This window comes from Streptomyces sp. SAI-135 (assembly GCF_029893805.1).
Lineage (GTDB): Bacteria > Actinomycetota > Actinomycetes > Streptomycetales > Streptomycetaceae > Streptomyces.
The window spans coordinates 7,001,195-7,026,158 of record NZ_JARXYP010000002.1 but is presented as its reverse complement, the minus strand read 5'-3'; the positions used below and the strand labels follow the sequence as shown (position 1 = coordinate 7,026,158).

Genomic DNA, 24,964 nt, shown 5'->3' with positions numbered 1-24,964 from the left:
AGGAAGCGCAGTCATGGCGGACGGCAGCACGCCTCCGGACCCGGAGCCGGGCGGTCCCGTGCCCGCCGTACGGCCGTTCCTCGTCACCGCCGGCCGGGTGGCGCCCGACCCGGCCGGCCGGACGATGCCCGTCGAGACCCAGGTGGTGGCCACCGCCGAGGGACTCGCCGTGCTCGACCGGCTCGCCTTCGAACAGCACGACATCGTCGCCGCGTGCCGCATTCCGCAGTCCATCGCGGAGATCGCGGCCCGGCTGCGGCTGCACCTGAACGTGGTGCGGATCCTCGCCGAGGACCTGCGCTCGGCGGGGCAGTTGACGGTGCACGTGCCCGACACCGACGTCACCCACGACGCCTCCGTCCTGCGCAGGCTCATCGACGGCCTGCGTGCCATCCCCGACTCCCGAGGGGTACTCCGTGACACCGACTGAACCGGCCACCCGGCCCTCGGCCGCGCCCTCCGCCGCCGTACGACCGCCGCTGCCGGTCAAGATGGTGATCGCGGGCGGCTTCGGGGTGGGCAAGACCACCGCGGTCGGCTCGATCTCCGAGATCGAGCCGCTGACCACCGAGGCCGCCATCACCGAGGTCGCCGCGGGCGTGGACGACCTCAGCCACACCCCGCGCAAGACCACCACCACGGTCGCGATGGACTTCGGCTGCATCACGGTCGACCCGACCCTGAAGCTGTACCTGTTCGGCACGCCGGGCCAGGAGCGCTTCGGCTTCATGTGGGACGACATCGTCGAGGGCGCGGTCGGCGGCCTGGTCATCGTCGACACCCGCCGCCTGGACGACTGCTACGCCGCGGTGGACTACTTCGAGCACAAGCAGATCCCGTTCGCGGTCGCCGTCAACGCCTTCGACGGCAGGGTCGAACACACCCTGGACGAGGTCCGCTGGGCCCTCGACGTCAACGACCGCGTCCCGGTGATCGTCTTCGACGCGAGGGAACGCGGTTCGGTGCGGGACGCGCTGCTGGTCGTACTGGAACAAGCCCTGGAACGTACGGGGGGTTGAGGACGAGGACCGGGGCGGCTCCCCCGGTCCTTCGCCTAGTTGCTCCTGAGCACTCCCCGCGACACCGTCAGCCTGGTGATCCCCCAGAACACCGCGAGCGTGACCAGCGCCAGCCCGGCGACCAGCGTCGCCCCGCCCACGACCTTCTCGTAGTTGCGCTGGTAGAGCCCGTCCACGATGTACCGCCCGAGCCCGCCCAGCGAGACGTACGCGGCGATCGTGGCCGTCGACACGATCTGGATCGCCGCCGACCGCAGCCCGCCGAGGATCAGCGGGAGGGCGACCGGGAGCTCGACCCGGAAGAGCACCTCCGCCTCGTGCATGCCCATCCCCCGGGCCGCGTCCACCGGCGCGGGATCCACCGACCGCATCGCCTCGTAGGTGGTGACCAGGATGGGCGGCACGGCGAGGACGACCAGCGGGATCATCACGTTGATCAGTCCGAACCCGAGGGACAGGGTCATCAGCACCAGCAGGCCGAAGGTGGGCAGCGCCCGCCCGGCGACGGCGATGAAGGCCAGCGCGTTGCCGCCGCGCCCGTAGTGCCCGGTGAGGAGCCCCACCGGCAGTCCGATCGCCGCGGCGATGGCGAGGGCCTCCAGGGTGTACTGGACGTGCTCCCACAGCCGGGTGGGGATCCCGTCGTAGCCCTGCCAGTGCGCGCTGTCGCTGAAGAAGGCGTTGATGAAGTTGAGGACGTTCACCGGGCGGCGACCTCCGGTTCGGGCCGCTGCGCGCGCCGCGCACGCGCGCCGCTCGGCATCCACGGCGTCAGGAGCAGTCGTACGGCGACCAGCAGCCCGTCGGCGAGGATCGCGAGGACGGCCATGGTCACCACGGCGTTCACGGCGAGTTCGGGCCGGTTGTAGATGTTGGCGTCGTTGATGAGGTTGCCGAGCGCGCCCTGGTTGCCGATGAGGGCGCCGACGCTGACGAGGGAGATGCTCGACACCGTCGCCACCCGCAGTCCGGCGATGATGGCGGGCACCGCTATCGGCAACTGGACCTGGAGGTAACGGCGTACGGGTCCGAAGCCCATCGCGGTCGCGGCCGCGAGGGTCTCCTGCGGCACCGAACGGACGCCGTCGACGATCGCCGGGACGAGGATGACGAGCGTGTAGACGGTGAGCGGGATCATCACCGTGAGCTCGGTCTGGCCGGTGTAGTCGATGAGGACCACGAAGAAGGCCAGTGAGGGGATCGCGTACAGCACGGTCGTCACCCACAGCACGGGCGGGTACAGCCACCGGAAGCGCACGCACAGCTGGGACAGCGGCAGGGCGATCACGAGGCCGGCGAGGACCGGCAGCAGGGCCTCCCTGAGGTGGAGGCCGACGAGACCGAGCCAGCTGTGCTGGAGGTCGCTCGGGATGTCGAAGAAACCGTTCACGGGCCGACCTTGATGTCCGTACGGCCCTCCGCGTGCGCCCCGCGGATCGCCTCGCCGATGGTCTGCTGGGAGACCACTCCGGCCACGCGTCCCTCGGCGTCCACCCCGACGGCCCACCCGGTGGGCGAGAGCACGGCGCAGTCCAGGGCGGCCCGCAGCGAGTCGGTACCGGCGACGAACGGCCGCCCGTACGGCAGCAGCCGGGCCGGGTCGACGCTGCCCGCGGTGAGGTCCCCGGGCTCGCTCCAGCCGAGGGGCCTGCCGTCCATGTCCGTGACGAGGAGGTAGGGGGCCCCGTCCGTGCCGCGGGCGGCGATCTGCTCGGCGGAGGCGTCGAGGGCCACGACCGGGGCGGTCAGCAGACGGAGCCCGGCGGAGGGGAAGAAGGAGAGCCGCCGGATGCCCCGGTCGGTGCCGAGGAAGTCCTCGACGAACGCGTCGGCGGGGCTGGAGAGCAGCTCGGCGGGCGGCGCGTACTGGGCGAGCTTGCCGCCGGTGCGCAGCACGGCGACCATCGTGCCGATCTTGACGGCCTCGTCGATGTCATGGGTGACGAAGACGATGGTCTTGCCCAACTCGTCCTGGATGCGCAGGAGTTCGTCCTGGAGGCCCTTGCGCACGATGGGGTCGACGGCCGAGAACGGCTCGTCCATCAGCAGCACCGGCGGATCGGCGGCGAGCGCCCGCGCCACGCCGACGCGCTGCTGCTGGCCGCCGGACAGCTGGTAGGGGTACCGCCTGGCGAGCGAGCCGTCGAGCCCGACCCGCTCCATCAGCTCCCTGGCCCGGGCCCGCGCCTTCTCCTTGCCCCAGCCCAGCATGCGGGGCACGGTGGCGATGTTGTCGACGATCGTGCGGTGCTGGAAGAGACCGGCGTTCTGGATGACGTAGCCCATGGACCGGCGCAGCGTGTTGACCGGCTGCTGCCGGCTGTCCTTGCCGTCGATCAGGATGGTGCCCTCGCTGGGTTCGACCATCCGGTTGATCATGCGCAGGGTGGTCGTCTTGCCGCAGCCCGAGGGGCCGACGAGGACCGTGATCGAGCGGTCGGGAATCTCCAACGAGAGCCGGTCGACCGCCACCGTGCCGTCCGGGTACCGCTTGGTGACTGAATCTATCCGTATCAAAGCGCCGAATACCCTTCGGGTCTGGCAGAAGCTGTCCGCATTCGGCCGGTCCTGCAGGCCGTCCGGCAGAGTCTAGACCGCTTGTGTTGCGGACATTCGAACGGCACTCCGGCCGCCGACACGGGCCGAGCGGAGCCCGTGGTCACGGTGTTCCGCCGTACAGCGCGCGCCGGGCGGTGACCAGATCCCGCCAGCGGGCGCGAGTGCGTTCGGGCCCGTCGAGCCACTGTGCCCGTGACGGGCCGTCGTCGGGGAGGGGCCACCCGGCCATGAAGCACACGATGTCGCCGTAGTAGGCGTAGTCGCCCCCGCGGACCGTCTCCCGCAGGCGCGCGAGGCACGCGTTCAACCGGACCTCATCGGCGTGGACCGCGTGATGGAAGCCGAGGGCGAGCTCGATCGCCGGCCGGGCGGCGGTGATTCCGGCGGTGGCCGCCTCGGCGCGCAGGACCTGGGCGCGGCCCTCGATCTGGGCGGATGCCGTGCCCGCGTCCCGCAGGAGGGCGGCGATGTGAGTGGTGAGGCGGGTGGCCCGCAGGTCCAGGCCCACCAGCAGGTGGTGGGCGAGGTCCAGTTCGTCCTGGGCGACGGCGGGGTCGGTGAAGGCCAGGGTGAAGGCCCGGTGCGCCTGGGCGGTGGCGCGTTCCCCGGCGACGGCGTGTTCCTCGGCCTCGTCGCGGGCGGCCCGGTAGGCCGCTGCGGCGCGGGCCATGTCGCCCTGCACCCACCAGACGTCGCCGAGGATGCGGTGGTGGCGGCCGGCCCAGCCCAGGGTGTCGGCGGTCCGCAGGGCGGTGGGGAAGTCCCCGGCGAGGCGGGCCAGGTGGGCGAGACCGCGCCGGGCCGCGGGGGCGAGCCGTCCGCCGCCGTCGGCGACCAGGCGCATCCCGTCCCGGGAGTCCTGTGCACGGCCCAGGTCGCGCTGGGCCTTGGCCCGGTAGTAGACCGCCATGTCGCGCAGCTCCGCGCGCAGCAGCCCTGAGTCGACGACGGCTGTCAGCCGGGCGACGGTTCGCTCGCGGTGTTCGTGCTGGCGGCGGGCGAGCGCGCTGAGCGTCTCGACCAGGGCGTCGGCCGCGGTGCGCAGAGGGGACGGGGCGAGCCCCTCGGGGGCGGGCGGGGCGAGCGGCTCCCACACCGAGTCGCCGACGTAGGCCCACGCGGCGTCGGCGAGCCAGCCGAGGCCGAGGCCGAAGTCCCGTGCCAGGCGCAGCCCTTGGCGCAGACAGTTCACCAGCAGCGTGCGGTCCGGGACGGGTGCGGCGGCCCGGCGCTCACCGATCGCCTCGAAGGCCCGTTCCGCCGCCCGGGTCCAGTCCCGCTCCGACCAGCGGTCGTCCGCCCGGTCACCGGCGGTGCGGATGGTGGAGCGGATCACCCCGTGCAGGTGGTACGGCCACACGGCGTGCGGATCGAACCGGACGAAGGGCCGCTCGACCATGCGCAGGGCGGCCGACTCGTAGGTCATTCCCGCCGCCCGGGACGCGAGTGCCACGTCGAAGTTGTCCAGGAGGGATACGGAACGCAGGACATGCCGCTCGTCGGGGGTCAGATCGCTGAGCGTCCTGACGATGAGTGCGGGGAAGTCGAGGTCGAGATCGGCCGGCCGCGGGTCGCGCCCGGTACGCCGGATCGCGAGGAACCGCTGGACGGCCAGATCGAGGTGGAGGGGCAGTCCGTGGGAGCGCGCGGTGACGACGGCCCGGACCTCGGGTCCCATGACCGGGTTGCCGTCCCGGGTCAGCCGCCGGGCGAGGTAGTCGTCGCAGTCCTCGGCGGAGAAGTCCCCGACGAGGATCTGCCGGGCACCCCGTGCCCGCCCGGCAGAGCCCGGGGGCGGACCGCCCGGCGGGTGCGGTGCGTCGGGGTCCGCCGCCGGGTCCTCGGCCACCGCCAGGCCCGGCCAGGCGGCCGGTCCGGCCCAGTCGAGCTGGCCGTGCAGGGCCTCGTCGGCCCATTGCAGCCGGCTGCGCCCGGTGATGACGAAGAACGCGTTGGGCATGAGCCACACGACGCGCTGGAGCAGCCTCTCCAGATCGCGGTGGACACGGTCGCCGACGTCCTCGAACGTGTCCAGCAGGATCACCGGGACCACCGCCCTGCCCCGGGGCAGCCGGGCGATTTCCCAGGCGAGCAGGTGGGTGGCGTAGGCGAGGGAGTCGAGGTCGGGTTCGGCCTCCAGGAAGTCGGCCAGCCGGGTGCATTCCGCGAGTGCACGCACCGAGGCCCGGTGGTCCCGCAGCGCCCGCACCAGCGCGCCGGTGACCTGCCCGACCACTGCGCCGACCGTGCCGGGCAGCAGCAGCGCCTGGGCGATGTCGGCCAGCGCCGACTGCATCTGCTGCGGTACGACCCTGCCGAAGCGCCGGCCGAGACCGCCCCGGCGCAGATACTCCTCCAGTGGTTCGCCCGGGTGGATCTGGTCCCAGTAGCGGCGCAGGGCCAGATCGAAGGCGGGGAGCGGGCGGCCGAGTTCGGCGAGGGCCAGGCGGATCGTGAGCACGACCCGCTCGAAGTCGGTTCCGGCCGAACGGGCCAGGTCGATGCGGACCGGAAGGACACGCGGGTGGCCGTTCCCCCAGACGGGCGCACCCCATTGGGCGGGCCGGTGCTCGCTGTGGGCGAGTGCGGCCTCCACCTTTCTCGACAGCGTCGACTTGCCGATGCCGCCGACCCCGTGGAAGACGAGCACGTTGTCCCGCGGCGTTTCGAGGTCCTCGATGTCGAAGGCGGGTGCGCCGACGGTCCTCAGATGGTCGCCCAGGGCGGCCGTGACGGCCTCCCACTGTTCCTGCCGGTTGGTGAACTGTTCGGCGGCATGAATCTCCCGGTCGTTCGAACCGAAGAGTGTCCGCAGATCCCTGCCATCCCCCACGCCACCCCCCAGGGCCGAGGGAATTCTATCTGCGGAAACGGTTGCGCCCCGACCTGAGATCAGGCCATTCATGAACCACCTCGTAGATCGATGTTCCGCCGACCGGTACACCTTGCTGCGGGTACCTTCCACGGCCCCTAAGCTGACCCCATCGAACGGGGGCGTGCATGGAGCGAAATGTGGTGTGGCTGTTTGCGTGGAACAGGAGTAACGGCGGAGACGACGGGAATGCAAAGACTTCTGCACACATCCGTAACGTATGGAACACTACCCGCAAGGTATTAAGAATGACTGCCGGACTGCTGGTGTCCGGGCCCCGTCAGGGTCAGCTCGGTCCGGCTTCAGAGGTGGCCGTCGTGATCGATGGGGACCCTCGCCCCTCCGACGGGGCCGCATACGAAGTGGCGCTGGAACGCGTCCGTCTGGTGATCGCCTGGTACACCAGGTCCATTCAGTCCGAGCGACGTTCGGCGTCGCCCGATCGCCGACGCCTGGACGAACTGATCGCCGCGCGTCTGGAGTGCGTGGCCGACCAGCGGGCCCTCGATGCGGCGGACGAAGCGCGCATCGCGCGGGTGGCCGAGACCTACGGCGAACGCTATCGGGGGCTGAGCGGCGCGGAGGGCGGCTGCTAGGCCCTCACGGCAGGCGCAGGCCCGCGGGCAGCAGGGGCAGAGCCCGCTCCCCGATCTCGCGCAGTTCCTCCCGGTACTCCGGCAAGCGTCTGTGCAGCCACACCAGATCGCCGACGAACCCCGTGGCCTCCGCGTCGGTGTACGGGCGGTTCCATTCGGCCTCGAGCGCCGCGAGGGCGCCGGGCCGCTCGAATCCGTCCGGCCCGCGCCGCGCCTCGTAGAGCAGGGTGCCGTCGGGGCGCCGGACCCGCACCTGGTCGACGGCGGCCTCCTGTTCAGCCGCGCGCACCGAGGCGGCGAGCGCAGTGACGCACTGGTCGTGTCCGGCGGCGGTCGTGAACCGGGCCGGCAGCAGCCGGTCCGGACCGGCTGTGCGGAGATAGCGGACGGCCGTCCCCAGTCGGCTGTCCGCGGGCCGCGTGGCCACGGCGTCGAGCCGGGTGCCGTAGCCCGCCTCGCGGAACGGGGCGACCGAGTCCAGGAACTGCTCGGCGGAGCCGGGGGCCGACTCGATGACGGCGTCGCCCCGGAGTTTGCGCACGAACTCCTCGGTCCAGGCCTGCCAGGTCTGGTAGTAGGGCCGGATCCGCTGGCCGGCGGTGCGGTGGCAGCGCGCCAGCAGTGGCTCGTAGGAGGGGTGGAAGGCCTTGAAGTCGTCGCCGACGATGCGCAGCGGCCGGCAGCCCGGCAGAGCGGGCGGCCAGCGGCGCACGCTCCGGGACTTGCCGCCGCCCGGCTGGGAGAGGACCCACACGCTCTCGGGATTCGGGCACTCCGGGACATCGGTCAGGCGAGTTCGTCTGATGTCCTCGAAAATCTCCGTCATTTCCTCTTCGGAAAGCTCGATCCGAGGTTCTCCGTCACGCCCGACGCGACGCACGCTCTCCAAGTGAACCTCGATCCTTGCTTTTCCGGGCCGAAGCGTATTCAGAAGCCAAGACGACAGTCGCACAGGACGCGTCACTCGCGTCAATCGCTCCCCGAGCGTCTCACCAAGCATCTTCCGCCGTTGCTGCCCCCTGCGCAACGCCCCTGTTCAGGGGTCCGCATGCTGGTACGGCAACAAGGCGTCCCCGGCGCGGAATTCAGCGGTCCGGATCGTTCGGAATGCGCTTTCATCCGACGGTTCAAGTCCCTCGATCGGGTGGTTGCCCGAGGGGCGCACGGTGACACGCACGCCCCCTGACGCTCCGACATGCGCCCCGAGGACCGGGACTGTTCGGGACATCCGGGCCGACCGGAATTGTTTCCGCGCACCGGCACCGACCGCATTCTCCGGAAAGACCTCAATACCGCCTGCCGCACTCGATCCGATCCCGCGCGGAGCGAAGCTCTCACACCTCGGACACCCGCACTTGAATTCACAGGACGCGGCGTTTCCTTGGCATACGGGGCGAAACGACTGTGGGCGTCCTGTGAGTCCGCTGGTTCTCATCCCGCGTTCAGCGAGGGCACAGGAACCGCCCAGCACCGGGCTCGATGGTCAGGACGACCACCGCTCGGAGACCTGGAGTACGTGCCATGACGACCCTCGCCCCACCGCCCGCGCCGACCGCCCAGGACGGCAGGCACCGGGCCGCGCCGCCCGCCACGAGCAGCCGGCTGCGCAGGATGTTCACCGGTGCCCCGCAGGACCCCCGCTGGGCCCGCCCCGCGCTCTGGGCGATCCTGGTGCTGGCCGCGGCGCTGTACGCCTGGAACCTGTCGTCCCTCACCGGCAACACCTTCTACGACGCGGCCGTCTACTCCGGCACCAGGAGCTGGAAGGCGTTCTTCTTCGGCGCGCTGGACTCGGGCAGCTTCATCACGGTCGACAAACCGCCGTTCGCCCTGTGGGTCATGGGTCTCTCCGCCCGCGCGTTCGGGTACGGAACCTGGCAGCTGATGCTGCCGATGGTCGCGGTCGGCACCGGTTCGGTGGCCCTGCTGTACCGCATGGTCAGGCGGGACTTCGGCGCCGTCGCGGCCACGATCGCGGCGCTCGCGCTCACCCTCACGCCCATCACGGTCGCGATCAACCGGGACACCAACCCCGACCCGGTGCTGGTCTTCCTGATGCTGCTCGGCGCGGCCGCGCTGACGAAGGCCGTGCGCACCGGCCGGCTGATGCCGCTGGTCTGGTCGGGGGTCGCGATCGGTTTCGCGTTCAACACGAAGATGATGCAGGCGTACGTCGTCCTGCCGGCCTTCTCCCTGGTCTACCTGTGGGCCGCGCGCACCGGCCTGGGCAGGCGTGTCCGCAACCTCGCCGTCGCCACCCTCGCCCTGGTCGTCTCCAGCGCCTGGTGGATGGTGGTCGTCGACCTCGTCCCCGCCTCCTCGCGTCCGTACATCGGCGGCTCCACCGACAACACCGTGTGGGACCTGGTCATCGGCTACAACGGCTTCGGCCGGATCTTCGGGGCGAGTTCCTCGGTCGGCTCGCAGGGCAACGGCGCGAGCTTCGGCGGTGAGGCGGGGCTCGACCGCCTGTTCAACAGCATCATGGGCGGCCAGATCTCCTGGCTGATCCCCTTCGCGATCATCGCACTGATCGGCGGTCTGGTGCTGCGGGGCCGGGCGCCCCGCACGGACGCCCAGCGGGCGGCGCTGCTGCTGTGGGGCGGCTGGTTCGTCCTGCACTACCTGACCTTCGCGCTCGCCGAGGGCACCTTCCACCCGTACTACGTCACCGCCATGGCACCCGGCCTCGCGGCCCTCGCCGGTATCGGCGCGGTGCTGCTCCACCGGGCCTTCCGGGAGGGTTCGGCGGCCAAGTGGGGCTGGGTGCTGCCTGCCGCGATCGCGGTCAGCACGGTGTGGGCGGTGGTCCTGCTCCAGCGGGTCTCCGGCTCCGGGACGCTGTACACGGTCGCCGAGGTCGTGGCCGGCGTCGCGGGCGCGGTCGCGGTGATCGGGCTGCTGCTCGGCCGGTTCACCCGGCGGCAGCGGCTGACGGGCCTCGCGGCCCTCGCCGCGGTCGTCGCCCTGCTCGCCGGTCCCGCCGCGTACTCGGTGTCGGCGGCGGCCTCCAGCACCAACGGCACCAATCCGACGGCCGGTCCGAGCACCGGTGGCATGGGCGGAGGGCAGCGCCCGAGCGGCAGCGGCGGCCCGGGCGGCAGCACGAGCAGCTCCGACAGCCAGTCCACGGGCCGGCCGCCGTCGGGCGACGCCCCGTCCGGCACCGGCCGCGACGGCGGAGGCATGGGCGGCACGCAGGTGTCCTCCGCGATGATCTCGTACCTGAAGAAGCACCAGGACGGGGCCGGCTGGCTGGTCGCGGTGGCCACCGACCAGACCGCCTCCTCGATCATCCTGGAGTCCGGTGAGCCGGTGATCTCCATGGGCGGCTGGTCGGGGTCCGACAACGCCATGACCCTCGCCAAGCTCAAGAGCCTCGTGAAGTCCGGCAAGCTGCACTACATCGTCGTCGGCGACAGCGGCCAGGGGTCCTCGGACTCCGCGATCTCCGCCTGGGTCGAGAAGAACGGCACGGCGGTGAGCGCCTACAGCGGCCTGTACCGCCTGGACGCCTCCGACGTCGGCTGACACCCACGCGGCACAGCGGGCGGGCCGCCGGTGGACGACCGGTGGCCCGCCCTCGCCGGTGTCCGTTCAGGCCGCCGCGGGAAAGCCGGGCGTGCGCAGCACCCGTCGTTCCGCGTCCACCGCGAAGACCTCGCAGCCGTCCAGGGAGGCCGCCCAGTCGACGCCCTCGGGGCCGAGGGCGAAGGCCGCCGTGGCGACCGAGTCGGCTTCCGTCAGCGTCGCCGCCACGACCGTCAGGCTGAGCAGGCCGGTCGCCGGGCGGCCGGTGCGGGCGTCGAGGATGTGGTCGCCGCGCTCGTAGCGGGCGGAGGTGGCCACCGCCCCGTCGGTGAGGGAGAGCACCGTGCACAGCTTGTCGGCGTGCTCGGGGTGCCGTACGCCCACCCGCCAGGGGCCGCCCGCGGTGACCACGTCGCCGCCGGCGTTGAGGACGAAGCGGGTCGCTCCGGCCGCCCCGAGCAGCTCCGCCGCCCGCTGCACCGACCAGCCCTTGACCACCGCGCAGGGATCGAGCCGGCGGCCGGGTGGCCGTACGTCGAAGGCGCCGCCGGTGGCGACCCGGTAGTGCTCGCACAGGGCCAGGATCTCGCGCAGGTCCGCGCTCAGGTCGGCGGCGGACAGCTCGCCCCGGTCGTACCGCGAGACCTCGCTGTCCTCCTTGAACGGGCTGAACCGGGCGTCGGCCTCGCGCAGCCACCCGAAGACCGCGTCCGCGGCGGACTCGGGGACGTGCTCGTCGTCGACCCGGAGCGAGACCGGGAAACCCATGACGTGTTCGACGCGGTGCATCGGAGAGATCAGCCCTTCGCGTCGATCGCGGCCTGGAGGGACTCCTTGTAGCCGTCACTGGTGATGGTCGCACCGGAGACGGTGTCGATGTCCGCGCTCTGCGCCTGGAGGGTCTCCGCGACCAGCTTCGGCACGGCCGCGGTGGTCTGCGGGTGGTTCGGCTGCTGGAGCATCCTCACGGCGCTGATCTCGTCGCCCTCGAAGGTCACCTGGACCTGGACGGTGCCCTTCTCGGTGTCGACCGCGGTGCCGTCGACGGTCCGGGAGGACTGCGCGGACGCGGACGGGGACGACGAGGCCGCCGACGCCGTCTTCGCGTTGTCGTCGATCGCCGCCTGGAGGGACTTCTTGTACGCCTCGCTGGTGATCGTGGCACCGGAGACGGTGTCGATGTCCGCGCTCTGCGCCTGGAGGGTCTCCGCGACCAGCTTCGGCACGGCGGCCTCGGTCTGCGGGTGGTCGGGCTGCTGGAGCAGCTTCACGGCGGTGATCTTCGTGCCGGCGAAGGTCACCTGGAGCTGCACAGGTCCCTTCTCCGTGTCGATCGTCGTGGTCGTGACGACGTTCGTGCCGGACGTCCCGGCGGAGGAGGTCGTGGGCGCGGGGGTGGTGGCCTGGGCGGTGGAGGTGCCGGCCGAGGGCTGGTACAGCCACACGGGGACCAGGCCCGCGATGCTCAGGACGACGACGGGTATGGCTCGTTTCACGGTCAGTTCCTCATCCCGCCAGGCTGAAGCGCTCGAAGTGGATCTGCGGCCCGGGCACGTCCAGCTCGCGCAGGCTGCCCAGGACCGCCTTCATCATCGGGGGCGGTCCGCACAGGAAGACGTCCCGGTCGGCGATGTCGGGCACGAGCCGGGCCAGTTCGCCCGCCGCCAGCCTGTCGGGCACGGGCGGGCCGGTGACCAGGTGGAGTTCGGCGCCCTTGGCGAGCGCGAGCTCGCGCAGCTCGTCGTAGAGGACGGCGTCCCGGTCGGAGCCGACGCGGTAGATGACGACGGCGTGGCCGTGCACCTCCTCCAGGAGGGCCCGGATCGGGGTGACGCCGACGCCTCCCGCGATCAGCACGGACTCGGGGCGGGTGCGGTGCAGGGCGGTGAAGGCGCCGTAGGGGCCCTCGGCGAAGACGCGGGTGCCGACCTTGAGGTGCCTCAGGGCGGCGCTGCCCTCGCCGGCCGCCTTGGCGGTCAGGCGCAGTGTCCTGCCGTCGGGTGCGGCGGACAGGGAGAAGGGGTTGGCCTGCCACCAGCGGTCGGCGGTCAGGAAGCGCCACAGGAAGAACTGGCCCGCGCGGGCGGGGAGCCGGTCGAGGTCCTTGCCGCTGATGTAGACCGAGACCACGTTGTCGCTCTCGGGGACGACCGCGGTGACCCGGAACCGGTGGCGCCCGTTGCGCCACAGCGGGAGCACCGCGCGGCCCAGGACGACCGAGCCGAGCGCGACGCCCCAGACGCCGTACCAGTAGGCGGTGGCGGCGGACGAGGAGGTGAAGGTGGTGCCGACGGCGACCTGGTGGGTGAAGGCGAGGACCACGGCGACGTAGGTGTACAGGTGGATGAAGTGCCAGGTCTCGTAGGCGAGACGGCGCCGGGCGTAGCGGGCGGAGACCGCGCCCACCACCAGGATCAGGAAGAACGCGACGACCGCGCGGAGCACGCCCTCGGTGGTCTCGGCGAGGTCGACGATCTCGCCGATCGGGCCCACGTCGGTGCCCTGGGCGTAGCCGAAGGCGATGAAGACGACGTGCGCGAGGAGCGTCCACAGAAGGGCGAAGCCGGTCCAGCGGTGCCAGGAGGTCAGCCGGTCCATGCCGATGCGGCGGTCCAGCCAGGGCAGCCGGGCCACCAGGACCAGCTGGAAGGCCATGACGAGCGCGGCGTACAGGCCGGTGAGACGGCCGAGCACGATGAGCGCGTTGGAGGCGAAGCCGGCCTGGGCGAAGAACCAGGCCACAACGGCCGCGTTGGCGGCCAGCACGGCACAGAGCCCGGTGCGGGCCACCACCCTGGGGCGTTTGATCGCCGTGGGGGGCGCAGGGGGCGATTGGACGGTCGTCACGTCAGGGAGCTCCTTGATCGGGGCCTGGGTTACCGAGCTTCCCCGGCGGTAGCTGTCGATCAGCTGTCGTACAACTTTCAAGAGGTTATCGATGTGGTCCCGGGACTCCCCCGGCGCCCGCTTTCCGGCCGCTGTGAAGCACTATGAGCGGGTGGAAAAAGTACGACTCCTCGTCGTGGACGACGACCCGCCGATCGCCGATCTCGTGGCGACGGTCGCCCGTTACGAGGGCTGGGAGGCGGTCACCGCGAACTCCGGCGAGGAGGCGCTGAGCCGTGCCGCGGAGTTCCGTCCCGACATCGTGGTGCTCGACCTGATGCTGCCGGACATCGACGGCTTCGGCGTCCTGGACCGGCTGCGCCGCTCGGGGACGATGGTGCCGGTGGTCTTCCTGACCGCGCGGGACGCGGTCGCCGACCGGGTGGCGGGGGCTGACCCGGGGCGGGGACGACTACCTGGTCAAGCCGTTCGCGGTGGAGGAGCTGATGGCCCGGCTGCGGACCGTGCTGCGGCGCAGCGCCGGGCCCGGCTTCCAGCGCTCGGTGCTCCGGGTCGCCGACCTCAGCATGGACGAGGACACCCGTGAGGTGCGGCGCGGCGACAAGCTGCTCACGCTCACCCCGACCGAGTACGAGGTGCTCCGGTACCTGATGCGCAAGTCGCCGACCGTGCTCACCAAGGCGCAGATCCTCGACCACGTGTGGGAGTACGGCTTCGGCGGCCGCTCCAACGTCGTCGAGCTGGTCGTCAGCCGGCTGCGCCGCAAGCTGGACGAGCCCGACGACGGCAGGGCGCCGCTGATCCACACCGTCCGGGGTTTCGGGTACGTCATCCGGCAGGCGGCCGAGTGATCCGGCGGCTGCGGTCGGCGTACCGGAGGATGCGGCTCGGGACCCGGCTGGCGCTGGGGCTCGGGGCGCTGGCCCTGGTGGTGTTCGCCGTCGTGGGCACCGCGCTGACGACGTACATGCGGGACTATCTGTCGGCCCAGCTCGACACCCAGCTCGCGCAGGCCCAGATCGCCCAGTCCAAGAGCATCGCGGACTACGGCACCCTCTCGGGCAAGAAGTACTGGAGCTGGTTCTACGCCGTGTACGACGTGACGGACGGCACCCCCACGCTCCGCAAGCCCGAGGACGCCGGCGACCTGCCGGAGGACGTCGGGGACTTCACCGCCCTGGCCGGGGCGCAGACCGCCGCGCACACGGAGCTGCTGCGCACCGAGCACATCGCGGGCGTCGGCGAGTACCGGCTGCGGGCCTGCGAGGTGAAACCGGGGGTGGTCCTGGTCAGCGCCGCGCCGATGGACGACATCGACGACACGGTACGGCGGCTGATCACGGTCCAGGTGATCGCGTTCGGGCTGGCGCTGCTGGCGCTCGTGGTGGTCGGCCGCAAGCTGCTGCGGCGCGGTCTGCAACCGCTGAGCGCCATGGCGTCCACCGCGCACGGCATCGCCTCGCACGACCTCTCCGAGACCGCGGCCCGGCTGCCGCTGCGCGCCGACAAGCGGGGCGGCGGCCCGGAGGTCGAGGAGCTGCGGACGGCGTTCAACACCATGCTGGAGCACATCGACGACTCGCTCGCGGTGCGCGCGGAGGCCGAGCAGCGGCTGCGCCGGTTCGTCGCGGACGCCTCGCACGAGCTGCGCACGCCCCTGATGTCCGTACGGGGCTACGCGGACCTCTTCCAGTACGCCGCCGCGAACGCCCCCGAGGAGCGGGACAAGCACCTGGCCCGGCTGCGTGCCGAGGCCGCCCGCATGGGCTTCCTGCTGGACGACCTGCTGCTGCTCGCCCGGCTGGACGCGGCCGAGGTGGAGACCCCGCTCAGGCCGGTCGAGGTGGATCTGGTGGAGCTGGTGGAGCACGCGGCCGACGCGTTCCGCGCGAGCCACCCGGACCATCCGCTGACCGTCGAGCAGGGCCCCGCAGGCCCTGAAGCTGCGCCTCGACCCGCAGCGGGTGCGCCAGGTCCTCGACAACCTCCTCACCAACGCGGCCGTGCACACCCCGGCGGGCACCGCGGTGTCGGTGGGGGTACGGGTACGGGACGGGCAGGCCCGGGTGCGGATCGCGGACGCGGGTCCCGGCATCCCGGCCGCCGACCGGGAGCGGGTCTTCGACCGCTTCTACCGCGTCGACAAGGCCCGCAGCCGGGACCGGGGCGGCAGCGGCCTCGGCCTCGCGGTGGCGAGCTCCCTGGTCCGGGCGCACGGCGGCACGATCGGGCTGGACAGCGAGCCGGGGGCCACCGTGTTCACGGTGTCGCTGCCGCTGAGTCTTACGAAGCCGTGACGTGCGGGCGCGGCCCGGTGGTCCTGGCCGCTCCCGGCCCTAGCGTGAGGGCATGCGCGTACTGGTCACCGGCGGTGCCGGTTTCATCGGGTCCCGGATCGTCGAGGCGCTCGTGGCACACGGCCACGAGCCCCTCCTGTTCGACCTGCGGACCGACCCGGCGTCCGACGTACGGGACGCCGACGCCGTCCGCCGCGCCCTGACCGGCGTGGACGCGGTGTGCCACCAGGCGGCCGTGGTCGGCCTGGGCGTGGACTTCGCCGACGCCCCGCGGTACGTCTCGCACAACGACGTCGGTACCGCGGTCCTGCTCGCCGCGATGGCCGGACTCGGGGTCCGTCGGCTGGTGCTGGCCGGTTCGATGGTCGTGTACGGCGAGGGCCGCTACACCTGCCCGCGGCACGGGACCGTACGACCGGGTCCGCGTGCGGTGGCCGACCTGGACGCGGGGCGCTTCGAGCCGCTCTGCCCGCGGTGCGGCGCGGATCTCTCCCCCGGACTGGTCGGCGAGGACGCCCCGGTCGACCCGCGGAACGTGTACGCGACGACCAAGCTCGCCCAGGAGCACCTGGCCGCGTCCTGGGCGCGGGCCACGGGCGGTTCGGCGGTGGCACTGCGCTACCACAACGTGTACGGCCCCGGCATGCCCCGCGACACCCCGTACGCCGGGGTCGCCTCCTTCTTCCGCTCCGCGCTCGCCCGCGGCGAGGCCCCGCGCGTCTTCGAGGACGGCGGTCAGCGCCGGGACTTCGTCCATGTGCGGGACGTGGCCGCGGCCAACGTGGCGGCGCTGGAGGCGGGTTCGGCGGACGGGGTGCTCACGTCGTACAACACCGGGAGCGGGGAGCCGCACACGGTGGGCGAGATGGCCCGCGCGCTCGCCGAGGCGTACGGCGGTCCCGAGCCGGTGGTCACCGGCGAGTACCGCCTCGGGGACGTACGGCACATCACGGCGGACTCGGCACGGCTGCGGGCGGAGCTGGGGTGGAAGGCGGAGGTCGGATTCGCCGAGGGGATGCGGGAGTTCGCGGGCGCCGGGATGCGGGACGCGTAGCCCGCGGTGGACCGGTGGTGCCGCCCGTGAAGGAAAGCGGCCACGGGCGGCACCACCATGGTGCTCAGCGGCGGTGGGCGGCGCTTTCAGGTAGCCGCCGACGGCAGCACCACCTCGAAGCGGCAGCCGCCCGGCACGTTGCGTACGGTGGCGCGGCCCGCGTGGGCCTCCACGATGCCCCGGACGATCGCGAGGCCGAGTCCCGCCCCGGCGGGCGGAGTCCGGGCGTGGGTGCCGCGCCACCCGGTGTCGAAGACACGGGGCAGGTCCTCCTCGGGGATGCCGCCGCAGCCGTCCGTGACGGACACGACGACCCCCTCGGGGCGGTGCTCGGCGGCCACCGCGACCGTGCCGTCGGCGGGGGTGCGGCGGATGGCGTTGACGAGGAGGTTGCCGAGCACACGGCTCATCTCCTTGCCGTCCACCTCGACCGGCACGGCCGCCACCCGGTCGCCGACCAGCCGTACGCCGTACTCGCGGGCCAGCGGGTCGGCGCCCGCGAGGGCGTCCGAGACGAGGTCGTACAGGGAGATCCGGCTCGGGCTCAGCGCCAGCGCCCCCGCGTGGATGCGGGAGAGCTCGAAGAGGTCGCCGACCATGTCGTTGAGGCGTTCCACCTCGGTGCGGATCTGCCGCAGATAGCGGGCGGGGTCGGCGGCGACGCCGTCCTCCAGGGCCTCGGACATCGCGCGCAGTCCGGCGAGCGGGGTGCGCAGGTCGTGGGAGATCCAGGCGACGAGTTCGCGCCGGGAGGACTCCAGGGCGCGCTCCCGCTCCCTGGACTCGGCGAGTTTGGCGCTGGTGGCCTCCAACTCCCGACTGAGGGCTTCGAGTTCTGCGGTGGTGGGGCCGCCGGGCGAGGTGAAGTCGCCGCCGTCGCCGAAGGAGCGGGCGGCGAGCGCGAGGGCCCGGCTGCGGGCGGCGACCCAGCGGCCCAGCAGCAGGGCGGTGGCCAGCGAGACCACGGCGGCCATCAGGACGACGGTGGTGACGACCCGCAGGTCGTGCCCGGACAGGAACATCGCCTGGGCGACCGCGAGGGTGCCGGCCAGCATCGCGGTGACGCCGACGGCGGCGACCACGGTCAGGTGCAGGGAGAGCGAGCGGCGCCGGACCAGCAGCAGCACCCAGGCGCCGAGGAGTCCGGCGGCGACGGCGCCGAGGAAGGCGTAGAGGGCGATGAGGAGGGTGTCGCGCACGGGTCACACCTCCGTCGGGGAGCCGTCGGACTCCGGGGAGCCGTCGAAGCGGTAGCCGACGCCCCACACGGTCTGGATCAGGCGGGGCCTGGCGGGGTCGTCCTCGACCTTGCCGCGGAGCCGGCGCACATGGACGGTGACGGTCGACAGGTCGCCGAAGTCCCAGCCCCACACCTCGCGCATCAAATCCTCCCGGCTGAAGACCCGGCCGGGGTGCCTGAGGAAGAAGGCCAGGAGGTCGAACTCCCGGACGGTGAGGGCGAGTTCGGTGCCGTCCTTGAGGGCGCGGCGGGCCGTCGGGTCCAGCGAGAGGCCGGCGGCGCCCAGGTGACCGGCCTGCTGGGCGGGGCGGGAGCGGCGCAGCACGGACTCGACGCGCAGGACCAGTTCGCGGGGGCTGAAGGGCTTGGTGACGTAGTCGTCGGCGCCGACCTCCAGACCCAGGATGCGGTCGTCCTCGTCGCCGCGGGCGGTGAGCATGATGACCGGGACGGGCCCGCGCCCCCGCATCCGGCGGCACACCTCCAGGCCGTCCATGCCGGGCAGCATCAGGTCGAGGACGACGAGGTCCGGGCGGTGCGCGGCGGCGCGGGCGAGGGCGTCGGGGCCGTCGGCGGCCCGGTCCACGAGGTATCCGGCCCGGTCGAGGTAGCCGGAGACCACCTCGGCGACGGTGGGGTCGTCGTCGACGACGAGGACCCGGCGCCGGGTCTGTGCGTACTGCTGCTGCTCCATGCCGCCAGCCTCGCACCGCGCGCGCGAATGTGCCGCGGACGGGCTACGACGTCCTTGTTTCGTAAGGAGCCGGAGTCCGGTTTGTCCGTTCTGCGTTCGTAGGGTGAACGTCGTGACGACCCCTTCAGTGAACGAACCGGCGGCGTCCGTGGACGTCGTGCTGCCCTGCCTGGACGAGGCCGGGGCCCTGCCGTGGGTGCTGGAACGCATCCCGCCCGGCTGGCGCGCGCTCGTCGTGGACAACGGCTCCTCGGACGGCTCGGCCGGCATCGCCCGCGCTCTCGGCGCGACCGTCGTCCGCGAGGAGCGGCGCGGCTTCGGCGCCGCCTGCCATGCGGGACTGACCGCGGCCACGGCCGACGTCGTGTGCTTCTGCGACTGCGACGCCTCGCTGGACCCGTCGGACCTGGTGCCGTTCGTCGCCGAGGTGCTGGCCGGTGAGGCGGACCTCGTGCTCGGCCGGCGCCGTCCGCAGACCCGCGGTGCCTGGCCGGCGCACGCCCGCGCGGGCAACCTCGCGCTCGCCCGGCTGCTGCGCCGCCGCACCGGTCTGCGGCTGCATGACCTGGGGCCGCTGCGGGCCGCCCGGCGTGAACCGTTGCTCGCCCTCGGCCTCACGGACCGGCGCAGCGGCTATCCGCTGGAGATGGTGGTGCGGGCGGCCGACGCGGGCTGGCGGATCGCCGAGCACGACGTGCCGTACCGCCCGCGGACCGGTGCCTCCAAGGTGACGGGCACCTGGCGGGGCACGTGGCAGGCGGTGCGGGACATGAGCCAGGTCCTCTCCGCCTCCGGGACGGGGGTGCGGGTGTGACCACGCTGCTCGTCATCGCCAAGGAGCCGAGGCCGGGGCGGGTCAAGACCCGGCTCACCCCGCCGTTCACGCCCGGGCAGGCGGCCGCGCTGGCCGAGGCGTCCCTCGCGGACACCCTCGACGTGGTGGCCCGCACCCCGGCCCGGCGCCGGGTCCTGGTCCTGGAGGGCACACCGGGCCCCTGGCTGCCGCCGGGTTTCGAGGTCGTACGGCAGTGTCCGGGCGGCCTCGACGAGCGGCTGGCCTCGGCCTTCGCGGGCTGCGACGGGCCGGCCCTGCTCATCGGCATGGACACACCCCAGGTGACGCCCGAGCTGCTCACGGTCGACTTCACCGACTGCGACGCGTACTTCGGGCCCGCCGAGGACGGTGGCTTCTGGGCGCTGGGCCTGGCCGAACCGGACCCGTCCCGGCTGCGCGGGGTCCCGATGTCGACCCCCGGCACGGGAGCGGCCCAGCGGGCCCGCCTGACCGGCCTGCGGGTGCGCGAGCTGCCGCCGCTGCGGGACGTGGACACGGCGTCCGACGCGGAACTGGTCGCCCGGGCGGCCCCGCACGGACGGTTCGCGGCCGAGCTGGCCCGGCTCACGGGGGTGCCGCGATGAGGGGGCTGCGCGCCGGCGTCGCACCCCGTACCGCGGCGGCCACCCCACCCGCATGCCCGGACAGCGAGCCGGCCGCCGGGTCCGGGGCGGACGAGAGCCGTCCGGACGCGCCGGGGTACCGGCCGGACGACGGGGCGGCGAACGCAGCGGAGGCGGACGGGCCTGGACCCGGCGGCCCGCACCCGCGGGCGGCCGGGATCGGACCCGCCGGGGACCCCGGCGACCCACGCCCGCGGACGGACGGGATCGGACCCGGCGGGCCTCCCGGCAACCCGCGCCCCCGGACGGGCTGGGTCGGACCCGGTGGGGAACCCGGCGACCCACACCCCCAGGCGGACCGGATCGGACCCGCCGGGGAACCTGACAGCCCACGCCCCTGGGCGGACGCGGTCGGAGCCGGTGGGGAATCCGGCAACCCGCACCCCCGGACGGACCAGATCAGACCCGCCGGGGAATCCGGCAACCGCCGCCCCCGGACAGGCGGGATCGGACCCGGCGGGGAACCTGACAACCCACGCCCCTGGGCGGACGCGGTCGGACCCGCCGGGGACCCCGGCAACCCACACCCCCAGGCGGACCAGATCGGACCCGCCGGGAAATCCGGCAACCGCCGCCCCCGGACAGGCGGCATCGGACCCGGCGGGGAACCTGACAACCCACGCCCCTGGGCGGACGCGGTCGGACCCGCCGGGGACCCCGGCAACCCACACCCCCAGGCGGACCGGAGCGGATCACGCGGGGAACCCGGCGACCGCCGCCCCCGGACAGGCGGGATCGGACCCGGCGGGGAACCTGACAACCCACGCCCCTGGGCGGACGCGGTCGGACCCGCCGGGGACCCCGGCAACCCACACCCCCAGGCGGACCGGAGCGGACCACGCGGGGAACCCGGCGACCGCCGCCCCCGGACGGGCGGGATCGGGCGTCAGTGGGACGGTGGCCCGGTGCTCCGTGGCTCCGGGACCCGCCCGGTATCCGGCTCGGCCTCCGGCCTGCGTTCGGTGCTGCCGGGCGCCGACACCCGGACGCACGGAGCCCCGGTGGGCGACGCCGGCGACGGTGGAGGGGGAACGGTGGACGGCACCTGGTCCGCCGACCCCTACGCGCGGGCCCTCCGTACCGGCCGGGGCCCCCTTTTCCTGCGCCGGGCCGACGGATGGCTGCTCCCGCTCGAACTGGAGCGTTGGTGCGCCGCCGCGGACGCCGCGGACCTGGAGGTGCTGCGGCGCTGCGAGGGCGCGGTGCTGGACGTCGGGTGCGGCCCGGGGCGGCTCGTCGCCGCGCTCGGGGCCCGCGGCCGGCGGGTGCTCGGCATCGACGTGAGCGAGGCGGCGGTCGCACGGACCGTCGCGCTCGGCGGACAGGCCCTGCGGCGGTCCGTGTTCGAGTCCCTGCCCGGCGAGGGCCGCTGGGGCACCGCGCTGCTGATCGACGGCAACATCGGCATCGGCGGCGACCCCACCGCCCTGCTCGACCGCACGGCCCAACTCCTCGCGCCCGGCGGCCTGCTGATCGCCGAGACGGTCACCGACCCGGACCTCGACGAGCGGGTCCGGGTGCATGTCACCGACGCCCGTGGCGCGGTCGGCGACCCGTTCCCGTGGGCCCGGCTCGGCACCCCCGCCCTGCTGCGGCACGCGGCCCGCGCCGGCTGGGCACCGGTGGATCAGTGGACGGCGGGCGGCCGCTCCTTCGTGGCCCTGCGCCGCCGTACGACGAGGACCACCGCCGAACCGCCGAAGAGCGCGGCCGTCACCAGCAGCCAGCGGGCCAGGAAGCCGTCCGGGGACAGCCCGGTCGCCGAGGCGTAGCGGTCCGCGACCTGCCCGCTGATCAGCGGGAACCACACGAGCAGGAGCAGCAGGGAGAAGGCGGCGGGGACCCGGACGTACAGCACGTGCCGGCCCGCCGTCCTCACCAGCGCCCGGTCCGCCGCCGCGTACAGCGGCAGCAGCACCAGGTCGTGCAGGACGGCCGCTCCGACGAACCACAGCGCGATCCCGAACCGGTCCCCCGCGAGCAGCCGCACCCCCGCGTACCCCGCGAGGGCGAACGAGCAGACAAGCAGGAGGAGTTGGAGGGGGCTGCCGAGAGGGATCCGCATCACAGGTCTCCGAAGGTCAGCCGCGCAACCCACTTGGTGTTGAGCACACCGGGTGCCGCGGGCACGATGATCCGGGCCGGGTGGCCGTGGTCGGGGGTCAGGTCCTCGCCGTTGACGAACAGCGCGAGCAGGGAGCGCGGGTCGGCGACCTGGTTGGCGCGCAGGGCGGCCCGGCGGAAGGCGCCGTGCCGTTGCAGCGACTCCACGAAGAGGTCCGGCGGGTCACCCTCGTACCCGGCGAGCGCCGCGAGGTCCCGCAGCCGGACTCCGCGCCACCACTGGTCCGAGGTGGACCAGCCCTCCACGCAGGCGATGGGCAACGCCGAGCTGTGCAGCGGGAGCCGGAGCAGGTCGGCCCGGCTGAGGCGGACGGTACGGCCCGCACGCCCGACGACGACCAGCCGCCAGGCTTCCTCCCCCGTCTCCGCCGGGTCGATCCCGGCGTACGCGGCCGTCTTGTTGATCTGGAAGCCGCCCGGCCCCGACGCCGGTTCGGCGCCGCCGTGCGGGGCGAGGAGGGCGGTCCGGCGCAGGACGCCGTCGAAGCTCTGTCCGGCCGTGGTGAGGAACAGCAGCAGCGAGCCGCCCCCGACGAACCACAGGGCCCCACGCCGGGACACGGTCGGCTCGGCGGGACGCGGTGACACCAACTCTGTTTTCTCCTCGCGGAGTTGCCGGAGGTTACGCCATGCGAGCGGCATCTTCAGCACGGCATGGGCGACGAACGCGGTGAAGAACACCCACGCCCCGTAGAAGTGCAACGGGTAGAAGGAGCCCGGGAAGACGTAGTCGAGCTGGACGTTGAGCACGCCGGTCACGAACTCGAACAGGGCGCCGCCGACCAGCAGGAGCAGCGAGATCCGCTCCAGGGCGTGCGCGAGCGAGCGGGCTGGCGGCAGCGTGAACAGCTTGGGCACCACCGACCACAACTTGGCCAGCAGTACCGGGATCAGGGTGACGCCGAGGGTGACGTGGACCCCCTGGGTCAGCCGGTAGAGCCAGTGCGGGTCGGTCGGCCAGGAGAAGAGGTAGAAGCCGAGGATCCCCTTGTCCGGCGTCTTGTCGTTCACCGGCGACAGGTCGGGGTTGTAGGCCGCGTACGACAGCAGGCCCGTCACGAACAGCAGCGTGATGCCGCCGAGGAGGACGACCCCGAGGACCGAGGTGAACCAGGGGCCGCGCAGCGGGCTGCGCCAGAAGGAGGGGGTGAAGGGAGACCGTGCCATGCCCCGACGGTAGGTCCGCGGCACCCCGGAAACGGGTCCGCGAACCATGACGAAAGTCTGACGTCGTCGCATGTCAGCCGTCCGGGCGCGGGCATGCGCCCTAGCGTCGTCCGGGTGAATCGGGACCTTCGTCGTGACCTGTATGCGGCCCTGTGCGCCGCGCTCCTCGTGCTGACCGCCGTCCTGGTCGGCCGGGCGATCCAGCACCGGGACGGCTCGCTCCGTGTCGACTGGCCGCCCTTGCTGGCCAGTTGGGATCCGCATGTCGGCCCCGGCACCCCGGCCGCGGTGGTCGTCGCGGCCGCCGTGGTCGCGTACGGCCCCTCGCTCGCCGCCCGGCTGTCCTGGCGGCCGCTGCTGCTCGCCGTCTGGGGCGCGGGCATGGCCTGGACGTGGTCCCTGGCCCTCGTGGACGGCTGGCACCGGGGCGTCGCCGAGCAGCTCACCACCAGGAACGAGTACCTGCGGGCCGTCCCTCGCTTCCACGACATCCCGGCGGCCCTGCGCGACTTCACGCGGCACATCCTGATCGACGCGCCGGACAACTGGGGCGCCCACGTCGCCGGGCATCCCCCGGGCGCCACCCTCACCTTCGTCCTGCTCGACCGGGTCGGGCTCGGCGGCGGGGGCTGGGCGGGGACCTGGTGCATCACCGTCGGCACGACGGCGGCGGTCGCGGTCCTGGTCACCGTACGGCCCCTCGCCGACGAGTCGCTCGCCCGCCGCGCCGCGCCCTTCCTGGTCCTGGCGCCGGCCGCGGTCTGGGTGGGCACGTCGGCCGACGGGTACTTCGCGGCGGTGGCCGCGTGGGCGGTGGCCCTGCTCGCCCTCGCGGTGCGGGGGCTGCGGCCGGCGCTGTACGGCGTCTGCTCGGGGCTGCTGTTCGGGCTGACCGTCTATCTGTCGTACGGCCTGACGCTGATGGCCGTCGTCGCGGGCGCGGTGCTGCTCCTCGGCTCCTCACGGCGGCCCCTGGTGTTCGCCCTGGCCGGTTTCGTGGTCGTGCCGGTGCTGTTCACCGTGTCGGGGTTCGACTGGTGGGAGGCGTACCGGCTGCTGGTCACGCGGTACTACCAGGGAGCGGGCGGGGTGCGGCCGTACGGCTACTGGGTGTGGGCGAACCTCGCGTGCACGGTGCTGATCGTGGGGCCCGCGACCGTGGCGGGGGTACGGCGGGCCGCCGTCCGGCTGCGGCCGGGCGGGGACCGGCCACGCAGGTCCCCGCGCCGCCTGGCGGTGCTGGTGCTCGCCGCCGCGCTGGCCCTGCTCGTCGCGGATCTCTCCGGGATGAGCAAGGCGGAGACGGAGCGTATCTGGCTGCCGTTCGCCGTGTGGCTGCTGCCCGCGGGGGCGTTTCTGACGGGGGCGCGCGGCTGGCTGGCCGGGCAGGCGGTACTCGCGCTGCTCGTCAACCACCTTTTGGTCACCGGGTGGTGAGTCCGCATCACCCCGTGACCGGACCGGACCGGCCCACGCGCACGGCCGGTCCGGTCGGCAGGGGTGGGA

General features: G+C 73.2%; 20 protein-coding genes and 2 pseudogenes. 11 read left to right on the top strand and 11 right to left on the bottom strand.

Translation table 11 applies throughout. From position 1 onward, the window contains the following. The first annotated feature begins 13 nt into the window (after positions 1–13). Positions 14–430, top strand: coding sequence for a DUF742 domain-containing protein (locus tag M2163_RS36210; RefSeq protein ID WP_280848703.1), 417 nt, complete (start codon positions 14–16; stop codon positions 428–430). Next, complete coding sequence (locus M2163_RS36205) at positions 417–1,019, top strand: ATP/GTP-binding protein (protein WP_280848704.1); 603 nt, start codon at positions 417–419, stop codon at positions 1,017–1,019. Before M2163_RS36210 ends, M2163_RS36205 begins: the two co-directional genes overlap by 14 nt. Positions 1,020–1,054: 35 nt before the next feature. Here M2163_RS36205 and M2163_RS36200 read toward each other — a convergent pair whose 3' ends face one another. The 4 genes from M2163_RS36200 to M2163_RS36185 all read right to left on the bottom strand — a co-directional run bounded on the left by M2163_RS36200 (position 1,055) and on the right by M2163_RS36185 (position 6,411). Further along, positions 1,055–1,723 (bottom strand): ABC transporter permease, encoded by a 669-nt coding sequence (locus M2163_RS36200; RefSeq protein ID WP_280848705.1) that lies wholly within the window; start codon positions 1,721–1,723, stop codon positions 1,055–1,057. Then, entirely contained in the window at positions 1,720–2,409 is a 690-nt protein-coding gene (locus M2163_RS36195; protein WP_280848706.1) for an ABC transporter permease subunit, read from the bottom strand. Before M2163_RS36195 ends, M2163_RS36200 begins: the two co-directional genes overlap by 4 nt. Continuing rightward, positions 2,406–3,536: an ABC transporter ATP-binding protein gene (locus tag M2163_RS36190; RefSeq protein WP_280896082.1), complete on the bottom strand. Its 1,131-nt coding sequence runs from the start codon at positions 3,534–3,536 to the stop codon at positions 2,406–2,408. The genes M2163_RS36195 and M2163_RS36190 overlap by 4 nt, the downstream gene beginning before the upstream one ends. 142 nt (positions 3,537–3,678) lie before the next feature. Beyond that, the gene (locus M2163_RS36185) at positions 3,679–6,411 is read right to left on the bottom strand and encodes an ATP/GTP-binding protein (protein WP_280896081.1); all 2,733 of its coding nucleotides are present in this window, start codon (positions 6,409–6,411) and stop codon (positions 3,679–3,681) included. A gap of 287 nt (positions 6,412–6,698) precedes the next feature. On the opposite strand from M2163_RS36185, the gene M2163_RS36180 reads away from it, so the two are divergent. Next, positions 6,699–7,046 (top strand): hypothetical protein, encoded by a 348-nt coding sequence (locus tag M2163_RS36180; RefSeq protein WP_280896080.1) that lies wholly within the window; start codon positions 6,699–6,701, stop codon positions 7,044–7,046. 4 nt (positions 7,047–7,050) lie between these two features. Here the strand turns inward: M2163_RS36180 and M2163_RS36175 are convergent, their stop codons facing one another. Continuing rightward, positions 7,051–7,872, bottom strand: a complete 822-nt coding sequence (locus M2163_RS36175) for a zeta toxin family protein (protein ID WP_280896079.1) — start codon at positions 7,870–7,872, stop codon at positions 7,051–7,053. A gap of 695 nt (positions 7,873–8,567) precedes the next feature. Between M2163_RS36175 and M2163_RS36170 the strand changes: the two genes are divergently transcribed. After that, a complete protein-coding gene (locus M2163_RS36170; protein WP_280896078.1) occupies positions 8,568–10,577 on the top strand; it encodes a glycosyltransferase family 39 protein in 2,010 nt (669 codons plus the stop codon). Between the two features lie 66 nt (positions 10,578–10,643). Here M2163_RS36170 and M2163_RS36165 read toward each other — a convergent pair whose 3' ends face one another. The 3 genes from M2163_RS36165 to M2163_RS36155 are packed head-to-tail and all read right to left on the bottom strand — an operon-like array spanning position 10,644 to position 13,424. Next, positions 10,644–11,366, bottom strand: a complete 723-nt coding sequence (locus tag M2163_RS36165; RefSeq protein ID WP_280848712.1) for an FAD:protein FMN transferase — start codon at positions 11,364–11,366, stop codon at positions 10,644–10,646. A gap of 8 nt (positions 11,367–11,374) precedes the next feature. Then, positions 11,375–12,073, bottom strand: coding sequence for an FMN-binding protein (locus M2163_RS36160; protein WP_280896077.1), 699 nt, complete (start codon positions 12,071–12,073; stop codon positions 11,375–11,377). A gap of 10 nt (positions 12,074–12,083) precedes the next feature. Then, positions 12,084–13,424, bottom strand: coding sequence for a ferredoxin reductase family protein (locus tag M2163_RS36155; protein ID WP_280896076.1), 1,341 nt, complete (start codon positions 13,422–13,424; stop codon positions 12,084–12,086). Between the two features lie 151 nt (positions 13,425–13,575). On the opposite strand from M2163_RS36155, the pseudogene M2163_RS36150 reads away from it, so the two are divergent. The 3 genes and pseudogenes from M2163_RS36150 (at position 13,576) to M2163_RS36140 (ending at position 16,775) form a co-directional block, all read left to right on the top strand. Then, a pseudogene (locus M2163_RS36150) lies at positions 13,576–14,275 on the top strand (response regulator transcription factor). Further along, positions 14,272–15,721, top strand: a pseudogene (locus M2163_RS36145) (HAMP domain-containing sensor histidine kinase). The pseudogenes M2163_RS36150 and M2163_RS36145 overlap by 4 nt, the downstream one beginning before the upstream one ends. A gap of 52 nt (positions 15,722–15,773) precedes the next feature. After that, positions 15,774–16,775, top strand: a complete 1,002-nt coding sequence (locus M2163_RS36140; protein ID WP_280896075.1) for an NAD-dependent epimerase/dehydratase family protein — start codon at positions 15,774–15,776, stop codon at positions 16,773–16,775. Between the two features lie 86 nt (positions 16,776–16,861). Here the strand turns inward: M2163_RS36140 and M2163_RS36135 are convergent, their stop codons facing one another. Together M2163_RS36135 and M2163_RS36130 are read right to left on the bottom strand one after the other, a co-directional pair. Continuing rightward, positions 16,862–17,974 carry a HAMP domain-containing sensor histidine kinase gene (locus M2163_RS36135; protein ID WP_280848717.1) on the bottom strand — a complete coding sequence of 371 codons (1,113 nt, stop codon included), beginning with the start codon at positions 17,972–17,974 and terminating at the stop codon, positions 16,862–16,864. A gap of 3 nt (positions 17,975–17,977) precedes the next feature. Then, on the bottom strand, positions 17,978–18,709 hold the full coding sequence (locus tag M2163_RS36130) for a response regulator transcription factor (RefSeq protein WP_280896074.1): 732 nt from the start codon (positions 18,707–18,709) through the stop codon (positions 17,978–17,980). Between the two features lie 103 nt (positions 18,710–18,812). Between M2163_RS36130 and M2163_RS36125 the strand changes: the two genes are divergently transcribed. The 3 genes from M2163_RS36125 (at position 18,813) to M2163_RS36115 (ending at position 21,939) form a co-directional block, all read left to right on the top strand. After that, a complete protein-coding gene (locus M2163_RS36125) occupies positions 18,813–19,523 on the top strand; it encodes a glycosyltransferase family 2 protein (RefSeq protein WP_280896073.1) in 711 nt (236 codons plus the stop codon). Continuing rightward, positions 19,520–20,128 (top strand): DUF2064 domain-containing protein, encoded by a 609-nt coding sequence (locus tag M2163_RS36120; protein ID WP_280896072.1) that lies wholly within the window; start codon positions 19,520–19,522, stop codon positions 20,126–20,128. The genes M2163_RS36125 and M2163_RS36120 overlap by 4 nt, the downstream gene beginning before the upstream one ends. A gap of 1,040 nt (positions 20,129–21,168) precedes the next feature. Continuing rightward, positions 21,169–21,939 (top strand): methyltransferase domain-containing protein, encoded by a 771-nt coding sequence (locus tag M2163_RS36115; RefSeq protein ID WP_280897369.1) that lies wholly within the window; start codon positions 21,169–21,171, stop codon positions 21,937–21,939. Between the two features lie 292 nt (positions 21,940–22,231). Here M2163_RS36115 and M2163_RS36110 read toward each other — a convergent pair whose 3' ends face one another. Beyond that, entirely contained in the window at positions 22,232–23,458 is a 1,227-nt protein-coding gene (locus M2163_RS36110) for a molybdopterin-dependent oxidoreductase (RefSeq protein ID WP_280896071.1), read from the bottom strand. A gap of 93 nt (positions 23,459–23,551) precedes the next feature. On the opposite strand from M2163_RS36110, the gene M2163_RS36105 reads away from it, so the two are divergent. Next, entirely contained in the window at positions 23,552–24,895 is a 1,344-nt protein-coding gene (locus M2163_RS36105) for a hypothetical protein (protein ID WP_280896070.1), read from the top strand. Positions 24,896–24,964 lie beyond the last annotated feature (69 nt).